The organism is Salinivibrio sp. IB872, from assembly GCF_001995345.1.
Classification (GTDB): Bacteria; Pseudomonadota; Gammaproteobacteria; order Enterobacterales; family Vibrionaceae; genus Salinivibrio; species Salinivibrio proteolyticus.
This window is the reverse complement of sequence record NZ_MUFO01000002.1, coordinates 141,305-161,618: the sequence shown is the minus strand read 5'-3', so window position 1 is coordinate 161,618 and position 20,314 is coordinate 141,305. Positions and strand designations below refer to the sequence as shown.

Annotated in this window: 22 protein-coding genes; 15 read left to right on the top strand and 7 right to left on the bottom strand. The window is 52.8% G+C overall.

The annotated features are described in order from the left end of the window. Positions 1-29 precede the first annotated feature (29 nt). From priA to rraA, 7 genes are all read left to right on the top strand, one after another. Positions 30-2,228 carry a primosomal protein N' gene (gene priA / locus BZJ18_RS01740; protein ID WP_077455096.1) on the top strand — a complete coding sequence of 733 codons (2,199 nt, stop codon included), beginning with the start codon at positions 30-32 and terminating at the stop codon, positions 2,226-2,228. A 146-nt stretch (positions 2,229-2,374) separates the two neighbouring features. After that, entirely contained in the window at positions 2,375-3,412 is a 1,038-nt protein-coding gene (gene cytR, locus BZJ18_RS01735; protein WP_256369730.1) for a DNA-binding transcriptional regulator CytR, read from the top strand. 71 nt (positions 3,413-3,483) lie between these two features. Further along, complete coding sequence (locus BZJ18_RS01730) at positions 3,484-4,035, top strand: SPOR domain-containing protein (protein ID WP_077455095.1); 552 nt, start codon at positions 3,484-3,486, stop codon at positions 4,033-4,035. A 167-nt stretch (positions 4,036-4,202) separates the two neighbouring features. Further along, positions 4,203-4,730 carry an ATP-dependent protease subunit HslV gene (hslV, locus tag BZJ18_RS01725; RefSeq protein ID WP_069590834.1) on the top strand — a complete coding sequence of 176 codons (528 nt, stop codon included), beginning with the start codon at positions 4,203-4,205 and terminating at the stop codon, positions 4,728-4,730. 11 nt (positions 4,731-4,741) lie between these two features. Beyond that, a complete protein-coding gene (gene hslU, locus BZJ18_RS01720) occupies positions 4,742-6,073 on the top strand; it encodes an HslU--HslV peptidase ATPase subunit (protein ID WP_077455094.1) in 1,332 nt (443 codons plus the stop codon). Positions 6,074-6,226: 153 nt separating this feature from the next. Next, on the top strand, positions 6,227-7,132 hold the full coding sequence (locus tag BZJ18_RS01715) for a 1,4-dihydroxy-2-naphthoate polyprenyltransferase (RefSeq protein WP_069590837.1): 906 nt from the start codon (positions 6,227-6,229) through the stop codon (positions 7,130-7,132). A gap of 119 nt (positions 7,133-7,251) precedes the next feature. Next, entirely contained in the window at positions 7,252-7,770 is a 519-nt protein-coding gene (gene rraA, locus BZJ18_RS01710) for a ribonuclease E activity regulator RraA (protein WP_069590839.1), read from the top strand. Between the two features lie 51 nt (positions 7,771-7,821). On the opposite strand, the gene zapB is transcribed toward rraA, so the two are convergent. Beyond that, entirely contained in the window at positions 7,822-8,064 is a 243-nt protein-coding gene (zapB, locus tag BZJ18_RS01705; protein ID WP_069590841.1) for a cell division protein ZapB, read from the bottom strand. Between the two features lie 302 nt (positions 8,065-8,366). Between zapB and glpX the strand changes: the two genes are divergently transcribed. The 4 genes from glpX (at position 8,367) to BZJ18_RS01685 (ending at position 11,457) form a co-directional block, all read left to right on the top strand. Further along, positions 8,367-9,374, top strand: coding sequence for a class II fructose-bisphosphatase (glpX, locus tag BZJ18_RS01700; RefSeq protein ID WP_077455093.1), 1,008 nt, complete (start codon positions 8,367-8,369; stop codon positions 9,372-9,374). Between the two features lie 129 nt (positions 9,375-9,503). Further along, on the top strand, positions 9,504-10,124 hold the full coding sequence (locus BZJ18_RS01695) for a helix-turn-helix transcriptional regulator (RefSeq protein WP_077455151.1): 621 nt from the start codon (positions 9,504-9,506) through the stop codon (positions 10,122-10,124). Positions 10,125-10,133: 9 nt separating this feature from the next. Beyond that, on the top strand, positions 10,134-10,877 hold the full coding sequence (locus tag BZJ18_RS01690) for a ferredoxin--NADP reductase (protein WP_069590846.1): 744 nt from the start codon (positions 10,134-10,136) through the stop codon (positions 10,875-10,877). 238 nt (positions 10,878-11,115) lie between these two features. Continuing rightward, the gene (locus BZJ18_RS01685) at positions 11,116-11,457 is read left to right on the top strand and encodes a DUF3135 domain-containing protein (protein WP_077455092.1); all 342 of its coding nucleotides are present in this window, start codon (positions 11,116-11,118) and stop codon (positions 11,455-11,457) included. A gap of 51 nt (positions 11,458-11,508) precedes the next feature. Here the strand turns inward: BZJ18_RS01685 and BZJ18_RS01680 are convergent, their stop codons facing one another. After that, positions 11,509-11,868, bottom strand: coding sequence for a 5-carboxymethyl-2-hydroxymuconate Delta-isomerase (locus tag BZJ18_RS01680; protein ID WP_069590851.1), 360 nt, complete (start codon positions 11,866-11,868; stop codon positions 11,509-11,511). Between the two features lie 260 nt (positions 11,869-12,128). Between BZJ18_RS01680 and tpiA the strand changes: the two genes are divergently transcribed. Next, on the top strand, positions 12,129-12,896 hold the full coding sequence (gene tpiA, locus BZJ18_RS01675) for a triose-phosphate isomerase (protein WP_077455091.1): 768 nt from the start codon (positions 12,129-12,131) through the stop codon (positions 12,894-12,896). Positions 12,897-12,946: 50 nt separating this feature from the next. Here tpiA and BZJ18_RS01670 read toward each other — a convergent pair whose 3' ends face one another. The 3 genes from BZJ18_RS01670 to BZJ18_RS01660 all read right to left on the bottom strand — a co-directional run bounded on the left by BZJ18_RS01670 (position 12,947) and on the right by BZJ18_RS01660 (position 15,558). Further along, positions 12,947-13,411 (bottom strand): tRNA (cytidine(34)-2'-O)-methyltransferase, encoded by a 465-nt coding sequence (locus tag BZJ18_RS01670; protein WP_077455090.1) that lies wholly within the window; start codon positions 13,409-13,411, stop codon positions 12,947-12,949. A 63-nt stretch (positions 13,412-13,474) separates the two neighbouring features. Then, positions 13,475-14,875, bottom strand: coding sequence for an envelope stress sensor histidine kinase CpxA (gene cpxA / locus BZJ18_RS01665; protein WP_077455089.1), 1,401 nt, complete (start codon positions 14,873-14,875; stop codon positions 13,475-13,477). Further along, complete coding sequence (locus BZJ18_RS01660; RefSeq protein WP_077455088.1) at positions 14,863-15,558, bottom strand: response regulator; 696 nt, start codon at positions 15,556-15,558, stop codon at positions 14,863-14,865. The genes cpxA and BZJ18_RS01660 overlap by 13 nt, the downstream gene beginning before the upstream one ends. 155 nt (positions 15,559-15,713) lie before the next feature. On the opposite strand from BZJ18_RS01660, the gene BZJ18_RS01655 reads away from it, so the two are divergent. From BZJ18_RS01655 to pfkA, 3 genes are all read left to right on the top strand, one after another. Next, the gene (locus BZJ18_RS01655; RefSeq protein ID WP_077455087.1) at positions 15,714-16,151 is read left to right on the top strand and encodes a Spy/CpxP family protein refolding chaperone; all 438 of its coding nucleotides are present in this window, start codon (positions 15,714-15,716) and stop codon (positions 16,149-16,151) included. Positions 16,152-16,227: 76 nt separating this feature from the next. Beyond that, complete coding sequence (gene fieF / locus BZJ18_RS01650) at positions 16,228-17,154, top strand: CDF family cation-efflux transporter FieF (RefSeq protein ID WP_077455086.1); 927 nt, start codon at positions 16,228-16,230, stop codon at positions 17,152-17,154. 154 nt (positions 17,155-17,308) lie between these two features. Further along, a complete protein-coding gene (gene pfkA / locus BZJ18_RS01645; protein WP_069590862.1) occupies positions 17,309-18,271 on the top strand; it encodes a 6-phosphofructokinase in 963 nt (320 codons plus the stop codon). Between the two features lie 58 nt (positions 18,272-18,329). Here pfkA and cysE read toward each other — a convergent pair whose 3' ends face one another. Continuing rightward, positions 18,330-19,163 carry a serine O-acetyltransferase gene (gene cysE, locus BZJ18_RS01640; RefSeq protein ID WP_069590864.1) on the bottom strand — a complete coding sequence of 278 codons (834 nt, stop codon included), beginning with the start codon at positions 19,161-19,163 and terminating at the stop codon, positions 18,330-18,332. 122 nt (positions 19,164-19,285) lie between these two features. Further along, a complete protein-coding gene (gpsA, locus tag BZJ18_RS01635; protein WP_077455085.1) occupies positions 19,286-20,305 on the bottom strand; it encodes an NAD(P)H-dependent glycerol-3-phosphate dehydrogenase in 1,020 nt (339 codons plus the stop codon). Positions 20,306-20,314: the final 9 nt, after the last annotated feature.

Below are 20,314 nucleotides of genomic sequence, written 5' to 3'. Positions count from 1 at the left end.
CTGAGCGTCTTGTTAGCCGATAAGATGTTGTGATGGAACAGTTTGCACAAGTGGCCTTACCGGTCCCGCTGGCGAAAACTTTTGATTACCGGATCACCGAACACGTCCCTGTGGTGGGAGCACGTGTGAAGGTGCCTTTTGGTCGCCAGCATAAGGTCGGCATTGTCACTGCCATCACCACCACTCCTAGTGTTGCCGCCCATCAAGTCAAGGCGATCACTGAGGTATTGGATGACGCGCCACTTTGGACTCCCGCCGTCTATCACCTGTTGCAATGGGCAAGTCGCTTTTATCATCATCCACTTGGCGATGCGATGGGCGCCGTGATGCCGACGCTACTGCGCAAAGGTCGACCCGCAGCGCTCAAGCAGCAAAAATGGTGGCAATTGACCGAAGCCGGACAGAATCAACCGGTGACCGGGCTTACCCGCGCGCCAAAGCAAGCGCGTGTGTTAACCCTGCTCACTCACGGCCCTACCCCGCATGCCGACCTCGTGGAGCAAGACATTACCCCCGCTGTGATTAATACCTTGGTGGACAAAGGCTGGATCGCGCCTTACACCCCGCCGCTTGAAGGCAAAGCTTGGGCACGGCATTTTGCCATCAGTGAAGACAAGCCCTCACTGAACCATGAACAAGCCATGGCCGTTGCCACCATCAACGCCAGCGATGGCTTTGCCTGTGTGCTTTTAGAAGGTATTACCGGCTCGGGCAAAACCGAAGTGTATTTAAACGTCTTAGAGCCGGTTTTAGCGCGTGGCGAGCAGGCGTTAATATTGGTGCCCGAAATTGGCCTCACCCCACAGACCATCCGCCGATTCGAACGCCGCTTTAACGTCCCGGTTACCGTGATGCATTCGGGGCTCAATGATACAGAGCGACTTAGCGCATGGCTGGCAGCTCGCGACAATCAAGCCGCAATTGTGATTGGAACACGCTCAGCACTTTTCACCCCGATGGCGAACCTTGGCATCATCATTATTGATGAAGAGCACGACCCCTCATATAAGCAGCAAGACAGCTTTCGCTACCATGCACGCGATCTGGCGGTAATGCGCGGTCATGAGGAAAAGATACCTGTAGTGCTCGGTTCGGCAACACCGTCGTTGGAAACGCTACACAATGCACAAACGGGAAAATACCAATACTTACGCTTAACCCAACGTCCGGGCAATGCAGTCACCGCCCGCCAAGGGGTGCTCGACATCAAAGGCCACCATCTTGAGGCGGGCTTATCGGCGCCCTTAATTGCCGAAATGCGTCAGCATCTTCAGCAGGGAAATCAGGTGATGTTGTTTTTAAACCGCCGTGGTTATGCGCCTGCAATGATGTGTCACGAATGTGGCTGGCTCGCCAGTTGTCAACGCTGTGATGCCTACTACACCCTCCACCAACAGCATCAAGAGTTACGCTGCCACCATTGCGGGCATCAAAAACGCGTGCCGCCCCAATGTGGGGATTGTGGTTCGACACAGCTGATCAGTGTGGGCGTGGGGACCGAGCAACTCGAAGCCCAGCTGGGCGAACTGTTTCCCGACTACAATACGGTCCGTATCGATCGCGACAATACCCGACGCAAAGGCAGCCTAGAGAGCTATCTCGCCGGCATCGAAAAAGGTGAGTATCAAATCCTACTCGGCACCCAAATGCTTGCGAAGGGTCACCACTTTCCCAATGTCACCTTAGTGGCGCTTGTCGATGTGGATGGCGCCTTGTTCAGTAATGACTTCCGTGCCCCAGAGCGTCTCGCGCAGTTGATGGTACAAGTCGCCGGGCGAGCTGGCCGCGCCAGCAAACCCGGTACGGTGATTTTGCAAACCCACCACCCTGAGCACAGTCTCATTCAAGCGCTGATCCACAAGGGTTATCAGGCGTTTGCTGACTCTGCATTGGCAGAACGTCGCCAAGCGTGGCTGCCCCCTTATACCTTCTTAAGCCTGTTTCGTGCCGAAGGGCATGAGGACAACAGCGTGCAGCAATTTTTACAGCAAGTCCGACAAACCTTGGCCGCCTCACCCATTCAATATGATGAGGTACACATTATGGGGCCGATGCCTGCGCCGATGGCGCGACGCGCAGGGCGTTATCGCTGGCAACTGCTGATCCAGGCACCGTCACGAAAAGTGATGCAACAATGGCTCACCGTTGCCTTGCCCGTCATCCAACAATTGCCCTTGTCACGCAAAGTTAGATGGTCATTAGATGTTGAGCCGCAAGACCTTTCTTAACATTCCCTTGCATTAAAGCGACGTATATCACGATTTCTTTGCAATAAGTGTTAGCTTGTTCGTATTTATATGGGCCAAGCCTAGGTAGAATACCTTCGCAAATTGACGCATCCTAGACAGGTCAGAGGAGTGAATAACTTACTGATCTGACTAACTCAGACAACAAGAGGACTGTCATTATGGCGACAATGAAGGACGTTGCCCACATTGCCGGTGTATCTACTGCCACGGTCTCACGCGCACTGATGAACCCTGAAAAGGTGTCTGCATCCACGCGTAAGAAGGTCGAACAGGCCGTGGTTGAAGCTGGCTACTCCCCCAATTCACTCGCGCGCAATCTTCGCCGCAATGAGTCTAAGACCATTGTCGCGATCATTCCGGATATCTGCGATCCCTACTTTAGTGAGATCATTCGCGGTATCGAAGAAGCGGCGATGGAACACGGCTACTTGGTCTTGCTTGGCGACAGCGCCCAGCAGCAAAACCGTGAAAACTCCTTTGTGAATTTAGTCTTTACCAAGCAAGCCGACGGCATGCTGCTCTTGGGCACGGATGTCCCATTTGATGTCAGCAAGCCAGAGCAAAAGAATCTTCCCCCTTTGGTGATGGCCTGTGAATATGCGCCAGAGCTCGAGTTGCCCACCGTGCATATCGATAACCTCACCGCAGCATTCGAGGCAGTCAACTACCTGACCCAAGTGGGGCATACCCGTATTGCCAACATTACCGGCGCAACCCATACGGCACTGACACAGTTCCGCACCCAAGGCTACCAGCAAGCACTGCGCCGAGCTGGGATCACGGTTAACCCCGCCTACAGTGTGACTGGGGATTTCAGTTTTGCATCTGGAGCTCGCGCCATGACAAGCCTGTTATCCCTGCCTGAGCCCCCCACCGCCGTATTCTGTCATTGTGATGTGATGGCAGTGGGTGCCATGCAGCAGGCAAAACGCTTGGGCATGCGTGTGCCGCAAGATATTTCTATTGTCGGCTTTGATGACATTCAATTCGCTGAGTACTGTGATCCACCGCTTACCACGGTATCACAGCCTCGCTATGACATTGGTCGTCAAGCAATGCTGATGTTACTCAGTATCTTACGCGGACGAGATGTGAACGCCGGCTCTCGCTTACTGGATGCCAAATTGGTGATCCGTGAGAGTGTCGCGCCCCCGTCTCGATAGTAAGACTAGTCAGCACGGGTTGAAGCCAGTAACATGAGCGCTTTACTGGCTTCTTGATTTGATTATTTGCTGTGGCAACTCGTGATTACGTCAAACGTGGCAAAGCGCCACGCAAAAAAAACTCCCGTCGCCAACCACCGGCTCGTAAAGGTTTCCCACTCAAATGGGCACTGCTTGCGATCGCGCTCGTGGGCGCGTTTGGCTATGGTTTATACCTTTTGAGCCAAACCGATACGCCGGCGCCAGCGCAACCTCAGCAACCCACTGCGCCGGCGAAGCCTCAGCCGAAAAGCACCTTGCCTGAAAAGCCCAAAGAAAAATGGAGCTACATCGAAGAGCTGGAAAGCAAAAAGGTGGAGGTTGAAGCGAAAGAAATTCCTCAATCAACCCGTCCTTACCTGATGCAATGTGGCGCGTACCGCAGCCGCGAACAAGCCAGTGAGCGTAAAGCGATGATTGCGTTTCAAGGCCTTGAAAGCCAAATCAAAGTCAGCCAAGGCGAAAAAGGCGCTTGGTACCGTGTGGTGCTCGGCCCTTACCCACGTAAACGCCAAGCTGAGCGAGATCGCAACATGCTACGTCGTGCGGGTATCGAACCCTGCGCCATCTGGTATTGGGAATAATCCGTTTGTCCTGCTCTACCGGTCCGTTTTTTAGTCGGACCGGTAAGGCATCGGTGGCAAGACAGCGCGAGGAAATATTACCACTCCCCTTGAAAACCCTCGTCCGCGGCCCAAACTCTTAAGGTAATCACCCATCTGGTGCACCAGAAACAAACAAAGAGGTTCCCGTGACTACAATCGTCTCCGTTCGCCGCGAAGGTAAAGTGGTCATTGCTGGCGATGGCCAAGTCTCCCTTGGTAACACTGTCATGAAAGGCAATGCACGCAAAGTTCGCCGTTTATATAACGGCCAAGTATTAGCTGGTTTTGCTGGCGGTACGGCGGATGCCTTCACCCTATTTGAGCGCTTTGAACGCAAGCTCGAATTGCATCAAGGCCATCTCACCAAAGCGGCGGTTGAACTCGCCAAAGAATGGCGTACCGATCGCGCCCTACGCCGGCTCGAAGCCTTGTTGGCGGTGGCGGATGAAACCGCGTCACTGATCATCACTGGTAACGGCGATGTGGTCGAGCCTGAGCGTGATCTCATTGCGATTGGCTCGGGTGGCAACTTTGCGCAAGCCGCCGCTGTCGCCATGCTCGAAAATACAGAGCTAGGCGCCCGAGAAATTGCCGAAAAAGCCCTCGCGATCGCTGGTGATATTTGTGTGTTCACCAACCAGCATCACACCATCGAAGAACTCGAGAGTAAATAACAGGATTTGTCATGTCTGAAATGACTCCACGCGAAATTGTGCATGAGCTTGACCGCCATATTATCGGCCAAGATAAAGCCAAACGTGCGGTGGCGATCGCACTGCGTAACCGCTGGCGCCGTATGCAGCTGCCAGAAGATCTGCGTGCGGAAGTCACGCCGAAAAACATCCTTATGATTGGCCCGACGGGTGTGGGTAAAACCGAGATTGCTCGCCGTCTGGCGCGCCTTGCCAATGCGCCTTTCATAAAAGTCGAAGCGACCAAGTTCACCGAAGTCGGTTATGTGGGTAAAGAGGTGGAAACCATTATTCGCGATCTCGCGGATGTGGCGATGAACATGACCCAACAGCAAGCGATGGAGAAAGTGAAATTCCGTGCTGAAGAGCAAGCGGAAGAGCGTATTCTCGATATCTTGCTGCCACCAGCCCGTGACGCTTGGGGGCAAAATGAAGCCAGTCAGGAAGACTCTTCAACCCGTCAAAACTTCCGCAAAAAGCTGCGTGAAGGCAAACTTGACGATAAAGAAGTAGAAGTCGACGTTGCCGCTCCACAAATGGGCGTTGAGATTATGTCGCCTCCCGGCATGGAAGAAATGACCAACCAGCTACAAGGCATGTTCCAAAACTTGGCAGGCAACACCACCAAAAAGCGCAAGATGAAAATCAAAGACGCGATGAAGGTGTTGACCGAAGAGGAAGCAGCCAAGCTGGTCAATCATGATGACATCAAAGAGCAAGCCATTCATGCGGTGGAAAACAATGGCATCGTCTTTATTGATGAAATCGATAAGATTTGTAAATCCGGTAACACCAGCGGCGGTGACGTATCGCGCGAAGGGGTGCAACGTGATCTATTGCCGTTAGTGGAAGGCAGTACGGTCTCGACCAAACACGGCATGATCAAAACTGATCATATCCTGTTTATCGCCTCAGGCGCATTCCAAGTGTCACGTCCGTCTGATCTGATCCCAGAGCTGCAAGGCYGTCTGCCAATCCGTGTTGAGCTTGAAGCCCTATCAACTCATGACTTTAAGCGTATCCTCACTGAACCAAACGCCTCGCTCACCCAGCAATATACTGCCTTGCTGAAAACCGAAGAGATTGATCTGGCGTTTGAAGAAAGCGGTATCGATGAGCTCGCCTCTGCCGCTTGGCGAGTGAACGAGAAAACGGAAAACATCGGTGCTCGTCGTCTGCATACACTGATGGAGCGTTTGATGGAAGACGTCTCGTACGAAGCCAGCGAGCGCGCCGGTCAAAGCGTAACAGTGGATGCCGAGTACGTGCGTAGCCACCTCGAAGAGTTGGTGGATGACGAAGATCTCAGCCGCTTTATTCTCTAATCCATACCGATATCAAGGGCAGCAAACGCTGCCCTTTTTTGCATAAAAGTTTGCGCTGACGCAAACGGAAGTCGAATTTCCCCACCCTGCCCGTTGCCCACTTACACGCTTAAGCGATAATGGCGATATTGTCTGTTCGTCGAGAGTGTCTGTATGACTCAATCCACTTTGGCTATTTGGCTTGATGCCGCTCGGCCCAAGACCTTGCCCCTTGCCATTACCTCTATTTTATGTGGCAGCGCGGTCGCCGCCTCACAAGGGCGTCTTTCTTGGTCGATTAGCGCCATGGCCTTGGTCACCGCGTTATTACTGCAGATCTTGTCTAACCTCGCCAATGATTATGGCGATGCGGTGAAAGGGACAGATAACGCCGCGCGCCTAGGCCCGATGCGCGCTATTCAGTCAGGACACGTGAGTATCGCTACCATGCGGCGTGCGCTCATCCTCAACGTGCTACTCACGCTCATCAGTGGTGGCAGTTTAATTGCCATTGCCTGCCAACAACCCACTGATATCGTCAGTTTTCTGCTACTCGGTGTCATGGCCATTGTGGCGGCCATTACCTACACCGTGGGCAATAAACCCTATGGCTATCGTGGGCTGGGGGATCTCTCCGTGTTGATGTTTTTCGGTTGGCTCGGTGTCGCTGGGACCTACTATTTACAAGTTGGACACATTGACTCGCTAGTTATCCTCCCCGCCACCGCATGCGGCTTACTCGCAGTGGGAGTGCTCAACATCAATAACCTACGCGACATTGATAACGATCGCGCCTGTGGCAAACATACGCTTGTGGTACGGTTAGGCCCACATCGCGGTCGCCAGTATCATGTGATTTTGCTTGCCAGCGCCGTGGTTTGCTATTCGCTGTTTGCCGCGCTCACCTTCCAAGCTTGGCTGGGATGGTTGTTTCTCGCCGGCGTTCCCTTATTGATTCGCCATGGCCGTGAAGTGTATCAAGCCGCAAGCGCCACCGCATTGCGTCCTATGATGGGAAACATGGTACGTTGTGCACTGGTCACCAATGGCCTTTTTATGACCGGTATGCTGTTAGTGTAATCAGGGCACAGATTGTCCCCTTTTGCATTGCAAAGCCTTATCGGCCCGTTATACTTGGACTAGCCTTGTTGGCAACCGCATGTTGTCAGCCTTTTTCTGCCTCAACAAGAAGTTAGACTATGGAATACAATACCTCGGAACTATGCGACATGTATCTTGAACAAGTGGATGTCGTGGAGCCAATGTTTAGCTCTTACGGGGGCCGCAGTGCGTTTGGTGGCCAGATTACAACCGTTAAATGCTTTGAGGATAATGGCCTTATCCGCGAGCTTGCTGAACAAGACGGTCAGCAACGGATCATGTTGATTGATGGCGGTGGCTCACTGCGCCGTGCGTTGATTGATGGCGAAATTGCACAGCTTGCTGCTGATAACGATTGGGCAGGTATGATTGTGTATGGCTGCGTCCGTGATGTTGACACCATTGATGAGATTGATATCGGTATTCAAGCACTGGCATCGATTCCGGTCGGCGCGGATGAACAAGGCACAGGGGAAACTGACGTTCCCGTCAACTTTGGCGGTGTGACTTTCCTCCCGGACGATCATGTCTATGCAGATACGACCGGCGTGATCCTCTCACCCGACGCGCTCACCATGGATAGCGTCGACGTTGATGACGAGGAAGACGACGACTAATACGTCGCCTCACGCGGATAGAAAAACAGAGCCAATCGGCTCTGTTTTTGTTTATTCGACGTTCTCAATCTTGCCCAGCAAGCTACGAATACGGTTTTGCCACGCTTCTTGCTCTTCACGCAGTTTGGCGTTTTCTTGCTCGAGGCTTTCACGGCTTTCTTTCACCGAGGCTGCATCACGCTCTAGCGCGTCATTCTTTTCTTTCAGCTCTTCGATTTCCATTTGCAGCAGCGAAATGGTATCCACCGCCATTTGTACTTTTGCTTCGAGTTGTTCTAATACTTCCAATGACATCAAGGCCACCTTATTTCTGACGATTGATCCCGTTACTACTGACATCAGCAGCAACCCGTGCAACGTGATTGTGCACCCCGCTGTTATTGTACCGAGCGCACGCTAGACTGCCACTGTTCTCGCGCCTTGCCAACGCACAAGTGCACAAAAATCCAGCATATTTGGTATTATTCCTGATCCGCCTGACGTGTATTTCCACATATCCTCTGCTCACAGGCGTACGCAAACGTTTTCTATTTCTGGTAAACTGGCGCGCGCTCACTGGGCTGACCAGTTTTTGTGGCTTTTATCTTGGAGTACTCATGAAACGCGATCTCGCACTGGCTTTCTCTCGTGTCACCGAAGGCGCCGCCCTTGCCGGTTATAAATGGCTGGGCCGTGGCGATAAAAATGCAGCGGATGGTGCAGCCGTTGCCGTGATGCGTACCTTACTGAACCTCACCGAGATTGATGGTGAAATTGTGATTGGCGAGGGCGAAATAGACGACGCGCCGATGCTCTATATCGGTGAACAAGTCGGCTTGGGCGGCGACGCGGTCGATATTGCCGTCGATCCGATTGAAGGCACACGCATGACGGCCATGGGGCAAGCGAATGCCCTGGCGGTACTGGCCGCCGGCGAGAAAGGTAGCTTTTTAAAAGCGCCGGATATGTACATGGAAAAACTGGTAGTGGGACCGGGCGCCAAAGGTGCCATTGATCTGCATAAGCCCCTGCTCGAGAACTTAGAAAATATCGCCATCGCCCTAGGTAAAACCCTAGATACGCTGGTCGTCGCCACCTTGGCAAAGCCTCGCCATGACGCCATCATCGCCACTATGCAGCAACGCGGGATCCGAGTTTTCGCCTTTCCCGATGGCGACGTGGCCGCCTCAATTCTTACCTGCATGCCTGAAAGCGAAGTAGATGTGATGGTTGGCATTGGCGGTGCGCCGGAAGGTGTGGTGTCAGCCGCCGTTATTCGCGCCCTAGGCGGCGACATGCAAGGACGTTTGCTCCCTCGCCACGAAGTCAAAGACAATACCCCAGAGAACCGCGCTTTTGGTGAGCAAGAATTAGCCCGTTGCCAAGAAATGGGGATCCAAGCCCACCAAGTACTGACGTTGTCCGACATGGCGAGCAGCGATAACGTTGTCTTTGCCGCCACTGGGATCACCAAGGGGGACTTGCTAGATGGCATTAGTCGCCAAGGCGATCTGGCCACCACAGAAACCCTGGTGGTACGCGGTCAATGTCGTACCATACGCCGCATCCACTCGACCCACTATTTAAGCCGCAAAGACGACGCCATCAAGCATCACATCTTATAACTCAGCGGGCAGCCAATGTGCTGCCCTGACTGGTCAAGTGGATTGATTTCGATTACCCTTTTATAAACACTTTGCTTTATTTAGTTGTGTGCTGCTGGGCAGCGTATTGGGGTAATCACTATCACTACCATCAAGTCTACCGATCGCATTCTCGATACCCTTAAACGAGAAGGCAGTGTCAGCGCAAAAACCCTCGCGCAATCGCTGGGGATGACCACGATGGGCGTGCGCCAACACTTACAGAGCCTTGAGCGAGAAGGGCTGGTTGATTTCGAAGATGTGCGCGCCAAAGTGGGCCGTCCCACCCGCCACTGGTCGCTCACCGCCAGTGGTCATAGTCGTTTTGCAGACAGTCATAACGATCTGTCGATCACCTTGATTGACTCCGTCCAAGACGTGTTTGGCGAGCAGGGCGTCGAAAAAGTGATCGCGCAACGAGAAGCGCGAACCCTTGCGCAATATCAAGATGCACTAAAAGATTGCGATAATTTAGAGGCTAAATTGCAAACCTTGGCGTATCTTAGAGAGAGCGAGGGGTATATGGCCGAGCTCCAACAGGATGGCGCCGACTACATATTGATTGAACATCACTGCCCTATCTGCCACGCAGCCAAAACGTGTCCGGCGCTTTGCCGTTCAGAAATACAATTATTTCAACGCCTTTTAGGTAATGCTTACCGTATCGAGCGCGAAGAGCACATCGTGTCCGGGCAACGTCGCTGTACATATCGAATCGGAGAAAAGACGTGAGGAGGTAATATGGCCACTTGGATCAAGGCTGAAGTTGTGGAGAACCAACATTGGACGAAGGATCTCTTCAGCCTGGTGTTATCCGCCCCTATTGAACCCTTTACCGCCGGCCAGTTTACAAAACTGGGGATGGAGATCGACGGTAAACTCATTCAACGCGCCTACTCGTTTGTAAACCCTCCTCAAAGTAAGTATCACGAAGTCTATGCCACACGTGTCGCCGATGGACTCATGTCGCCGCGACTGCATGCGCTAGAACCGGGTGAAACCGTGATGATCACTAAAGATCCCGCGGGCTACTTTACTTTGGATGAAGTGCCGCAAGGCCAACATTTGTGGATGCTCGCCACCGGTACCGCCATTGGTCCTTATCTGTCGATTATGGAGCAAGGGGATGTTTGGTCACGGTTTAGAAAGGTTATCTTGGTGCATGCGGTAAGATTCGCGGCGGATCTGACCTATCAAGCACGCATCAACGCACTACAAGAAAAATACCCCGATCAGTTAGTCGTGCAACCGTTCGTGAGTCGCGAGCCCACCGCGGGCGCCCTTTCTGGACGGATCACCCATGCGTTGGAAGATGGCTTGCTCGAACGCGTGGTTGGGCTACCGCTTCAGCCCGACCATAGCCAAGTGATGCTGTGCGGGAACCCGGCGATGGTCAAAGAAGTGAAGAGCATTTTGGAAGGCAAAGGATTAAGCAAAAACCTACGCCGTAAGCCCGGTAACATTACCACTGAGCACTATTGGTAAGTCGTTGCGCCCCTTTGCTGGGGTGCATACGGTAACCCGTCGTATTTTTATAGTTAAAAATAAGCACTAAAAAGCGGTCATTTTTCAGGGGATTGTTTGTGCCACAGTCTGCTTTCCCGTTCAGAGCGCCAAGTGGCTCAGACACCCTGAATTTGATCCCCCCACGCCCCCGACTCATAGTTATTCATACGCCTTGGTAATGCGGTCATCTGACCGACGGCGTACAAAGGAGTAACTTATGAAGACGCTACCTTCTTTTGATGAACTGGCCGCTTTGGCTCAGTCCGATCCAAAAGCTTTAGAAGCTTTGCGCCTCAAGATGAGTGAAGAAGTGATTGCCAATGCCTCACATGCCACGCAACCACAGCTCCACGCCATGCTAAGCCACATCAACCGCGTGATAGAACATGGCAAAAACCCACTGCACGTGAACGTGATGTTATTTCAAGCGCTGTCAAAGCAATACTCACGCTTTGCCACCGCCTTTGAATCACCCGAATCGCTACGTAGCCACAACGCTGAAATCATGGACTTTCGCGTCGGCCAAGCCGCACGACAAAGCGCACGCGCTGGCGAATAACGTCCAAACCGGCTCGGGTGGAACGTCCACCCGTTACCGCTTTATCATCGGTTAAACCACAGCTGACGCGACCCGCTTGCTGTAGCTTTTGGTTTCCATATCACGAATTTCAACCGTCAAACTGCTCACGTGACTAGCATGGCGGGATAACACGTCAACCAGCGCTTGGCTAATGGCTTGCTTTTGCGCCACAGTTCGCCCATCGAGCAAGCGAAATTCGACATGAATAAAATCACCACGGTCGGCTTGTTCTCCAACCCGCCATACGCCGCAAGGCACGGCTCGCGACTTTAGCGCCGCCGGCTCAAACACCTCACTGGCGATGGCAGCTTGATGTAAGGCCTCCACCACCTGATCAATGTTCACTCGTTCAGAAACCGATTCTGTGTATTCCATGATTAAATGCGGCATCACTCACTCCTTGTTATTGAGAAAGGCTATGGTGCCGGATTTTTCACCACCACTCTAGCGAGACCATCACAGTTCACTGGCCAGACGTGCCACAAAATGATGAAAATTTACTACTTAGCGGTTCACTTTTGCCAATAAAACGCGTAAAAACGAAGGCATTCTCGCCATTCTATGATTTTAAACAGAGAAGGCCGCGCTACAATAGACTACCTTCTTTACATCTTTTGACTTCAAATCAACTAAACCGCGGAGGAATTCCTATGCGCCGTCCATTGGTAATGGGTAACTGGAAACTCAATGGCAGCAAAGCCATGGTCACTGAACTGCTTAACGGCCTGAACGCTGAACTTAAAGGCGTGGAAGGTGTGGACGTTGCTGTTGCGCCACCGGTCATGTATTTAGCTCAAGCCGAACAACTACTGGCAGACAGCGCCATTAAGCTTGGTGCGCAAAACGTCGACACACACAACAGCGGCGCATTCACCGGTGATATTTCTGCAGAGATGCTGAAAGACTTTGGTGCAACCCATATTATTATCGGCCACTCAGAGCGTCGTGAATATCACCAAGAATCTGACGAATTTGTCGCGCAGAAATTCGCTTTCTTGAAAGAAAATGGCCTCACGCCAGTACTTTGTATCGGTGAGTCCGAAGCGCAAAACGAAGCGGGCGAAACCCTTGCTGTCTGTGCACGTCAGCTTGACGCAGTGATTCAATCACAAGGTGTTGAAGCGCTGAACGGTGCGATCATTGCCTATGAACCTATTTGGGCGATCGGTACTGGTAAAGCAGCCACTGCAGAACAGGCTCAAGAAATCCACGCGGCCATTCGTAAGCACATTGCGTCTTACAGCGAAGACGTCGCAAGCAAGGTTGTGATTCAGTACGGCGGTTCAGTAAAAGCAGGAAATGCTGCAGAGCTATTCGCGATGCCGGATATCGACGGCGCGCTAGTTGGCGGTGCCGCGCTTGACGCAGTGGGCTTTGCCGCTATCGCTAAAGCAGCGGCTGACGCGAAAAAAGCGTAAGCGACTGACGCTAAACATCTAACAAAACGTCCCCAACCTGGGGACGTTTTTTATTGTGCGCCGGCAAATCCTAATTGCCGCCACGCTTCATAGCCAATAATGGCCACGGCATTAGACAGGTTTAGGCTACGTGCCTCTGGCTGCATGGGAATGCGCAACCGCTGCGCGTCGGGTAATGCTTGGATCAACGCATCAGGCAAGCCGCGCGTTTCTGGCCCAAACAACAACACATCACCGTCCGCAAACGTCGCCTCAGTGTGAAACTGGGTGGCTTTGGTGGTACACGCAAAGATCCGACGACCCGCCATCGCGTTTGCAAACGCCGCATAGTCTTTATGACGTGTCACTCGAGCAAGATCATGATAATCCAGTCCCGCACGACGGACTTTCTTTTCTTCCAGATCAAAGCCAAGCGGCTCAATCAAATGCAAGTTCGCACCACAGTTGGCACAAAGACGAATGATATTCCCCGTATTGGGGGCAATTTCAGGCTCGTAAAGCGCTATATCAAACATGAGAGTTCATTACCAAAGTAAGCAAGGCAGGTATTGTCGCAACCGTTGGTAGATTGCGCAATATTAACCACTCGGCCATTGCAAGCGCACCACGAGTCCACCTTGTGGATGGTTCGCGGCACTGACTTGGCCACCATGTTGCTGTACGGCTTGTGCAGTAATCGCCAGCCCCAGCCCAGTCCCGCCCGATTGACGGTCTCGCGCGGCAGACACGCGATAAAAGGGGCGGAAAATATCAGTCAGCATTGTCTCAGGAACGCCGGGGCCATCGTCCTGAATCTCAATATTTAACCCCGCTTGCTCGCTCATAACCGATAGGCAGACATGTTTATTGGCGTAGCGAATCGCATTACGCAGCACATTGTCGAGCGCACTGCGGGCTAAGCGCACATTGACGGTTAATGCGACATCAGGAAAGGGAGTCGCCTCGATCTGCTTACCCTGCTGCCCCGCTTCAAATTGGGCATCGTCAACAACCGATTGCCAGAGTGCTTGAGCACTGATGGATTCGCGTTCAAGGTGTCCTTGCGATTGCAGTCGCGACAAGGTGAGTAGCTCGCTGATCAAGGCTTCCAATTGGCTCGCTTCCCGTTCAATCCGCGCTAATACTTCGCTATCGCCCAATTCACGCGCGGCCAAGGCGCGTGCCATTTGCAGTCGGGTCAAGGGTGAGCGCAACTCATGGGAAATATCCGACACCAGTTGTTGCTGCCCAGTCACCATCTGATTGAGCGCGGTCACCATTTGGTTGAAGCCTCGACCTGCGTCGCGAAACTCTTTGGGACCTTGCTCAAGGGTAGGGTCAATCACCAACTGCCCCTTGGCGACCCGCTGACTCGCCGTTTGAAACCGCCGCGCGGGACGCGTCAAGGTATATGCCAACCAGAGCAACAAAGGCGTACTGACCAACATGGTCACCACTAATAAGTGCTGTGGTTTTTCCAAAATTTTAAGCACAAACGGCAGTTTGGGTTGCCAACGCCGAGCATGATAAAAGGTTCCGGCTTCACGCGCGGTAGTGACGGGGAAAGGGCCGGCTAACATATTGCGGTGATAAAGGCGCTGCATCGGCGCATCAGTGTCGGTGGTTTGCGATATAAAATGGCGTAATTCGCGTGGCAAAGATCCTAATGTCGCGCTATCAGGCACCCAATACAACTTATAGGGCGTGCGACGATGACCGCGATGTTGATTCTGACGTGCAACCATCACCGCAATTGGAATATCACGCTGTTGTGAGATTGCTACTAATTGTTCCAGTTGGGCTTGGATACGAGCTTTTTCCGGCGAGGGAATGGCATGCAAGCTACGCGGATCCTCTCGCTGTGCCCAAATAACCGCCGCCAGCACCGCCAGCAGCGTCAGCCAGAAAATGATAAAAACCCGTCCGTATAAGCTTCCGAGAAAGGGCACCCGAGACCAGCGCTCGGCGAGCTGGCGACGCCAGAGACCTAGTCGACCCATAGATAGCCCTTACCTCTTAGAGTTTTAATCCTAGGTTTGCCATCAAGGCGCTCTGGCAGCTTCTTACGCAAATTGGAAATATGCACATCGACTGCACGGTCAAAGGGCATTAGTCGCTTTCCTAGCACCTGCTCACTCAATAAGGCTTTACTTACCACTTCACCGGGGTGATGAAGCAAACAGGCCAACATTTCGGTTTCCATACCGGTCAACGCCACGGGTTTATCTTGGCACAACGTCTCTAATCGATGCGGGTACACTCGCACATCATGATGGGCCAGTACCTGCTCATCTTCAGGCGGTGCCGACTCTGCGCTTACGACCTGCGTTCGGCGCAAAATGGCCCGCATCCGCGCCAGCAGTTCGCGATCGCTAAAGGGTTTGGCCAAATAGTCATCCGCCCCCAGCTCGAGCCCCATCACTCGGTCTACTTCTTCTCCTCGCGCAGTGAGCATCAAGATCGCGACGTTGGATGTGGCGCGCAGCTGACGCAAGGTTTCCATGCCGTTCAAAACCGGCATCATCACATCAAGCAGAATAATGTCAGGGGGCGAGGCACTCGCCATCTCAAGGCCAGCTTGGCCATTATCCGCACAACGCACCGAAAATCCCTCCAGTGAGAGCAGCTCACTGAGTAAATCCGTCAGTGCGGTATCATCATCGATGATCAAAACCTCTTGCATGGCAATCAGACTCTCTGCCCATTATCAATTAGCCGTAGTTCTATCATAGCTACGCCCGCGGATGAGTGACTTTACCCATCTTTACACCGAATAACGTGACTTTACATCCCAGCCCGTAAGCTAAACAGGTAACCACTCACTACCGGAGAAGAATAATGAAACGTTTCACTATCGGCCTAGCAATAGCCGCCATTGCCCTGCCCACCCTCGCCGCTCCCCACTTTGGTGATGGCATGGACCACGGGATGTGGCGTGATCTAGAGTTAACCGAGGCTCAACAAACTCAACTCCAAGCACTGCGTGATGAGTACCGCACTCAACGTCAGCAGGCACGCGGCGACTTTCAAGCCAAGATGAAAACCTTACTGACCCAAGACACCTTTGATGAGCAAGCGGTGCGCGATTTATTGTCGGCTCAGCCACAGCAGAATACTGAACGCCGCGTGGCCCATGCACGTCATCAACACGCGATGATGCAGGTGCTCACCCCAGAGCAGCAAACTGCGTTCTTTGACGCCATGCATAAAAAGCATGATAAACAAGGCAAAGGGCAGCGTCGTCATCACGGTAAAAAAGGCGATTGTTCACGTTAAACCTGCGCCGTGTCATACGTTTGCTGTGAATGAGATATATACTGAGGGCAGACTTGATTAACCTTCTGCCCTCGGTATGACAAAAAAGTATGCCTTCTGGGTTGAGGCCGCTGCTTGGGCCGCAACCTGCGTCGCCACCCTATTGCTGATCGCCAAGCTGATTGCTTGGTGGCTGACCGGCTCGGTCAGTGTGCTCGCCTCCTTCGTGGACTCGCTACTCGACTTGCTCGCCTCATTAACCAACTTAGTCGTGGTGCGTTATGCCGTGCAACCGGCTGACAATGAGCACAGCTTTGGCCATGGTAAGGCTGAGTCATTAGCCGCCTTAGCCCAATCAACCTTTATTGTCGGTTCGGCCTCGTTTTTGCTGCTCAGTGGGCTTGAACGTTTGTTCAAGCCTGTACCCATTGCAGCCCCTGAACTCGGGGTAGCCGTAAGTGTGGGGGCCACGCTCGTGACTTTGGGGTTGGTGCTGTTTCAAAAGTGGGTGATCCGTAAAACCGCGAGCCCCGCGATTCGTGCCGATGCGCTGCACTATCAGTCAGATTTGCTGATGAACGTGGCGATCATTGTTGCCCTGGTCCTCAGTTGGTATGGATGGACACAAGCCGACGCCTGGTTCGCGATTGGGATCAGTGGCTTTATTTTGTGGCAAGCAATCAAAATGGCCTACGAGGCAGTCCAGTCCTTACTCGACCGGCAAATTCCGCTTGATGATCAGGAACGCATCGCCGTGCTTTCAAGCTCTGTTGCAGGTGTGCGGGGGATCCACCAACTGCGTACRCGCCAAGCYGGKATGACAAMGTTTATCCAACTRCACATWGAGCTKGATGACGAGCTACCCTTAGTAGATGCACATACGATTGCCGATGAAGTGGAAGACCGATTACTCATTGCATTTCCCGGCGCGGATATCATGATCCACCAAGATCCCGTATCCGTGGTGAACAAAGAGCGCGTACAATTCTCGTCATCGGCAGTGAACAAAAGCCCACAGGGCTGACATGTATCAACTTTTTAGCGACAGTAATTGTAATACTATTACAGAAGTAGGAAAATTACAGTCTAGGCAACAGTCGTTGCGGGTTCACTGGGGCAAATAGGTTGCCATTACCGCAATCGGCGCGAACTAATTGACCAAAAGTCAGAGGGTAACCATGGTTAGAAAAATTGGTGTTTTGACCAGTGGCGGCGATGCGCCGGGCATGAATGCAGCGATTCGTGGAGTGGTGCGTAGCGCACTCACCGAAGGACTCGAAGTTTACGGCATCTATGATGGCTTTCTCGGTTTACACCAAAACCGCATTGAGCGTCTTAACCGCACCAGTGTTTCCGACGTGATTAACCGCGGCGGTACGTTTTTAGGCTCAGCCCGCTTCCCTGAGTTCGCGGACGAGAAAGTACGTGAACAAGCGATCCAAAACCTCAAGATGCACGGTATTGATGCACTGGTGGTAATTGGCGGCGACGGCTCATTCATGGGCGCCAAGAAGCTTACTGAAATGGGCTATCCTTGTATCGGCCTACCCGGCACCATTGACAACGATGTAGCCGGTACTGACTACACCATCGGTTACATGACCGCCTTGAACACCGTTATCGATGCGATTGACCGTCTGCGCGATACCTCATCCTCTCACCAACGTATCTCGATTGTCGAAGTGATGGGCCGCCATTGTGGTGACCTCACCTTGATGGCATCCGTTGCGGGTGGCTGCGAATACATCATTACGCCAGAGACTGGCTTGGATAAAGACAAACTGCTGTCGAAAATCAAAGAAGGGATCTACAAGGGTAAGAAACACGCCATTGTCGCTATCACAGAATTGATGACCGACGTAAACGAACTGGCGAAGTTTATCGAGACCGAAACCGGCCGCGAGACCCGTGCAACCATCTTGGGCCACATCCAGCGTGGCGGCCAACCGGGTGCCTTCGACCGTATTTTGGCATCCCGCATGGGTGCATATGCCGTCGATCTTCTCCAGCAAGGTGAAGGTGGCCGTTGTGTGGGTATTCAGAACGATAAAATGGTGCATCACGACATCATCGACGCTATTGAAAACATGAAGCGTCCATTCCGCCAAGATTTGTACGAAGTAGCAGAAAAGCTGTTTTAATCTCGTTCAATATGCGAACAAAAACGGAGTCAGTGGCTCCGTTTTTTTATCGGCTAGATTAGATCCCATCACCAGAGATAAAGGTTTTATGCGAGCCGTTGAATTCTTGGTCCATATCCAAAGACGGCATATGCGAGCTGGGTCGGCCCACAATTTTCGCCGGTACACCGGCCACGGTGGTATGGGGCGGAACAGGGTTGAGTACCACAGAGCAGGAACCGATTTTCGCGCCTTCGCCAATATCGATATTGCCCAAAATCTTCGCCCCTGCGCCAATCATCACCCCTGTGCGGACTTTTGGATGGCGATCGCCACCTTCTTTACCAGTACCGCCCAAGGTCACGTCTTGTAGGATAGAGACATCGTCTTCAATCACCGCGGTTTCGCCGATCACAATGCCGGTGGCATGGTCAAACATAATGCCACGCCCGATACAAGCTGCAGGGTGCACATCAACTTGGCATGTCACCGAGATTTGGTTTTGAAGATAAGTGGCGAGCTCCTTACGGCCCTGACGCCATAACCAATTCGCGACGCGAAAGCCTTGCAACGCATGAAAACCTTTTAGGTATAAAAGTGGCGTTGAATATAGCTCCACCGCGGGATCACGCTCTACTGTGGCACAAATATCGCAGGCGGCTGACTCCGTCACGCAAGCATCATTGGCATAGACTTCTTCGATGACCTCTCGCACCGCCATCGACGGCATCGACGGGGTCGATAGCTTGTTCGCCAAAATATAACTTAACGCACTGGCAAGGTTGTCGTGCTTGATAATGGTGGCATGGTAAAAACTCGCCAACATCGGCTCGCGTTCAGCATGCTCGCGCGCTTCCTTTTTCACCGCTTGCCATACGCGGTGTTGCTGGCATTCTTTTCTGGCCTTATTCACTGCCTTCGTCCTTACAAAAATGACCTACAACCAGGACGTATACACGTCCAGTGCCACTGCCAGTGTATAAAAAAAACGCGCGGTTCTCACCCCGCGCGTTTTAGTTTGCACTCGCTGGGCGATTATTCCGACTTTTTCTCTCGTGCGAGCAAGTCTTTTGCCGCTTGCTGGGCCGCTTTACCTTGGTAAAGGACTTGATAGATTTGCTCGACAATCGGCATTTCCACACCTGCACGTTGCGCTAGCGCCCATACTTCTTTGGTGTTGCGGTAGCCTTCAACCACTTGACCAATCTTATCTTGCGCGTCTTGAACGCCCTCGCCCTGCCCGAGCGCTAAGCCAAAGCGACGATTTCGAGATTGGTTGTCGGTACAGGTGAGCACCAAGTCACCGAGCCCAGCCATACCCATAAAGGTATCGCGTGACGCACCCAGCGCCTCCCCCAAGCGTGTCATTTCAGCAAGCCCTCGGGTGATCAGTGCGGTGCGCGCATTGGCGCCAAAGCCAATCCCATCGGAGATACCTGCGCCAATCGCAATCACATTCTTCACCGCACCGCCAAGCTGCATGCCGATGAAGTCGTGGTTGCCATAAACGCGAAAGCTGTGCTGACAGTGAATGGTGTCTTGTAACTCACTCACAAATGTCGCATCCGGAGAAGCCACCGAAATCGCGGTAGGCAAACCCGCCGCCAGCTCTTTGGCGAAGGTGGGGCCCGACAAGACCGCAAGCGGGATGTTGTCGCCCAGTTGCTCCCGAGCCACCTCTTGTAAAAGGCGTCCTGTTTCTGGCTCAAGCCCTTTGGTTGCCCAACATACGCGAGAATCAGCACGTAGGTAAGGCTTCACCTTACCTAACACATCACCAAAGACGTGGCTGGGTACCACAACTAACAAATCGCGGCTGGCATTCACTGCCACCGCTAAGTCAGCACACAAGATCAATGAGTCCGGAAACGCGATATCAGGCAAAAACGCCTGATTGGCACGATCCGTTTCGAGCTGCGCGATATGCAGGGGATCATGGCCCCACAACACGACATTGGCACCGTTTCTGGCGAGTGAAATCGCCAGTGCTGTGCCGTAAGAGCCTGCGCCTAGTACGGTGATTGCAGCGTCTTGTGTCGGTGCCAACGTGGTCATGGCCAATCC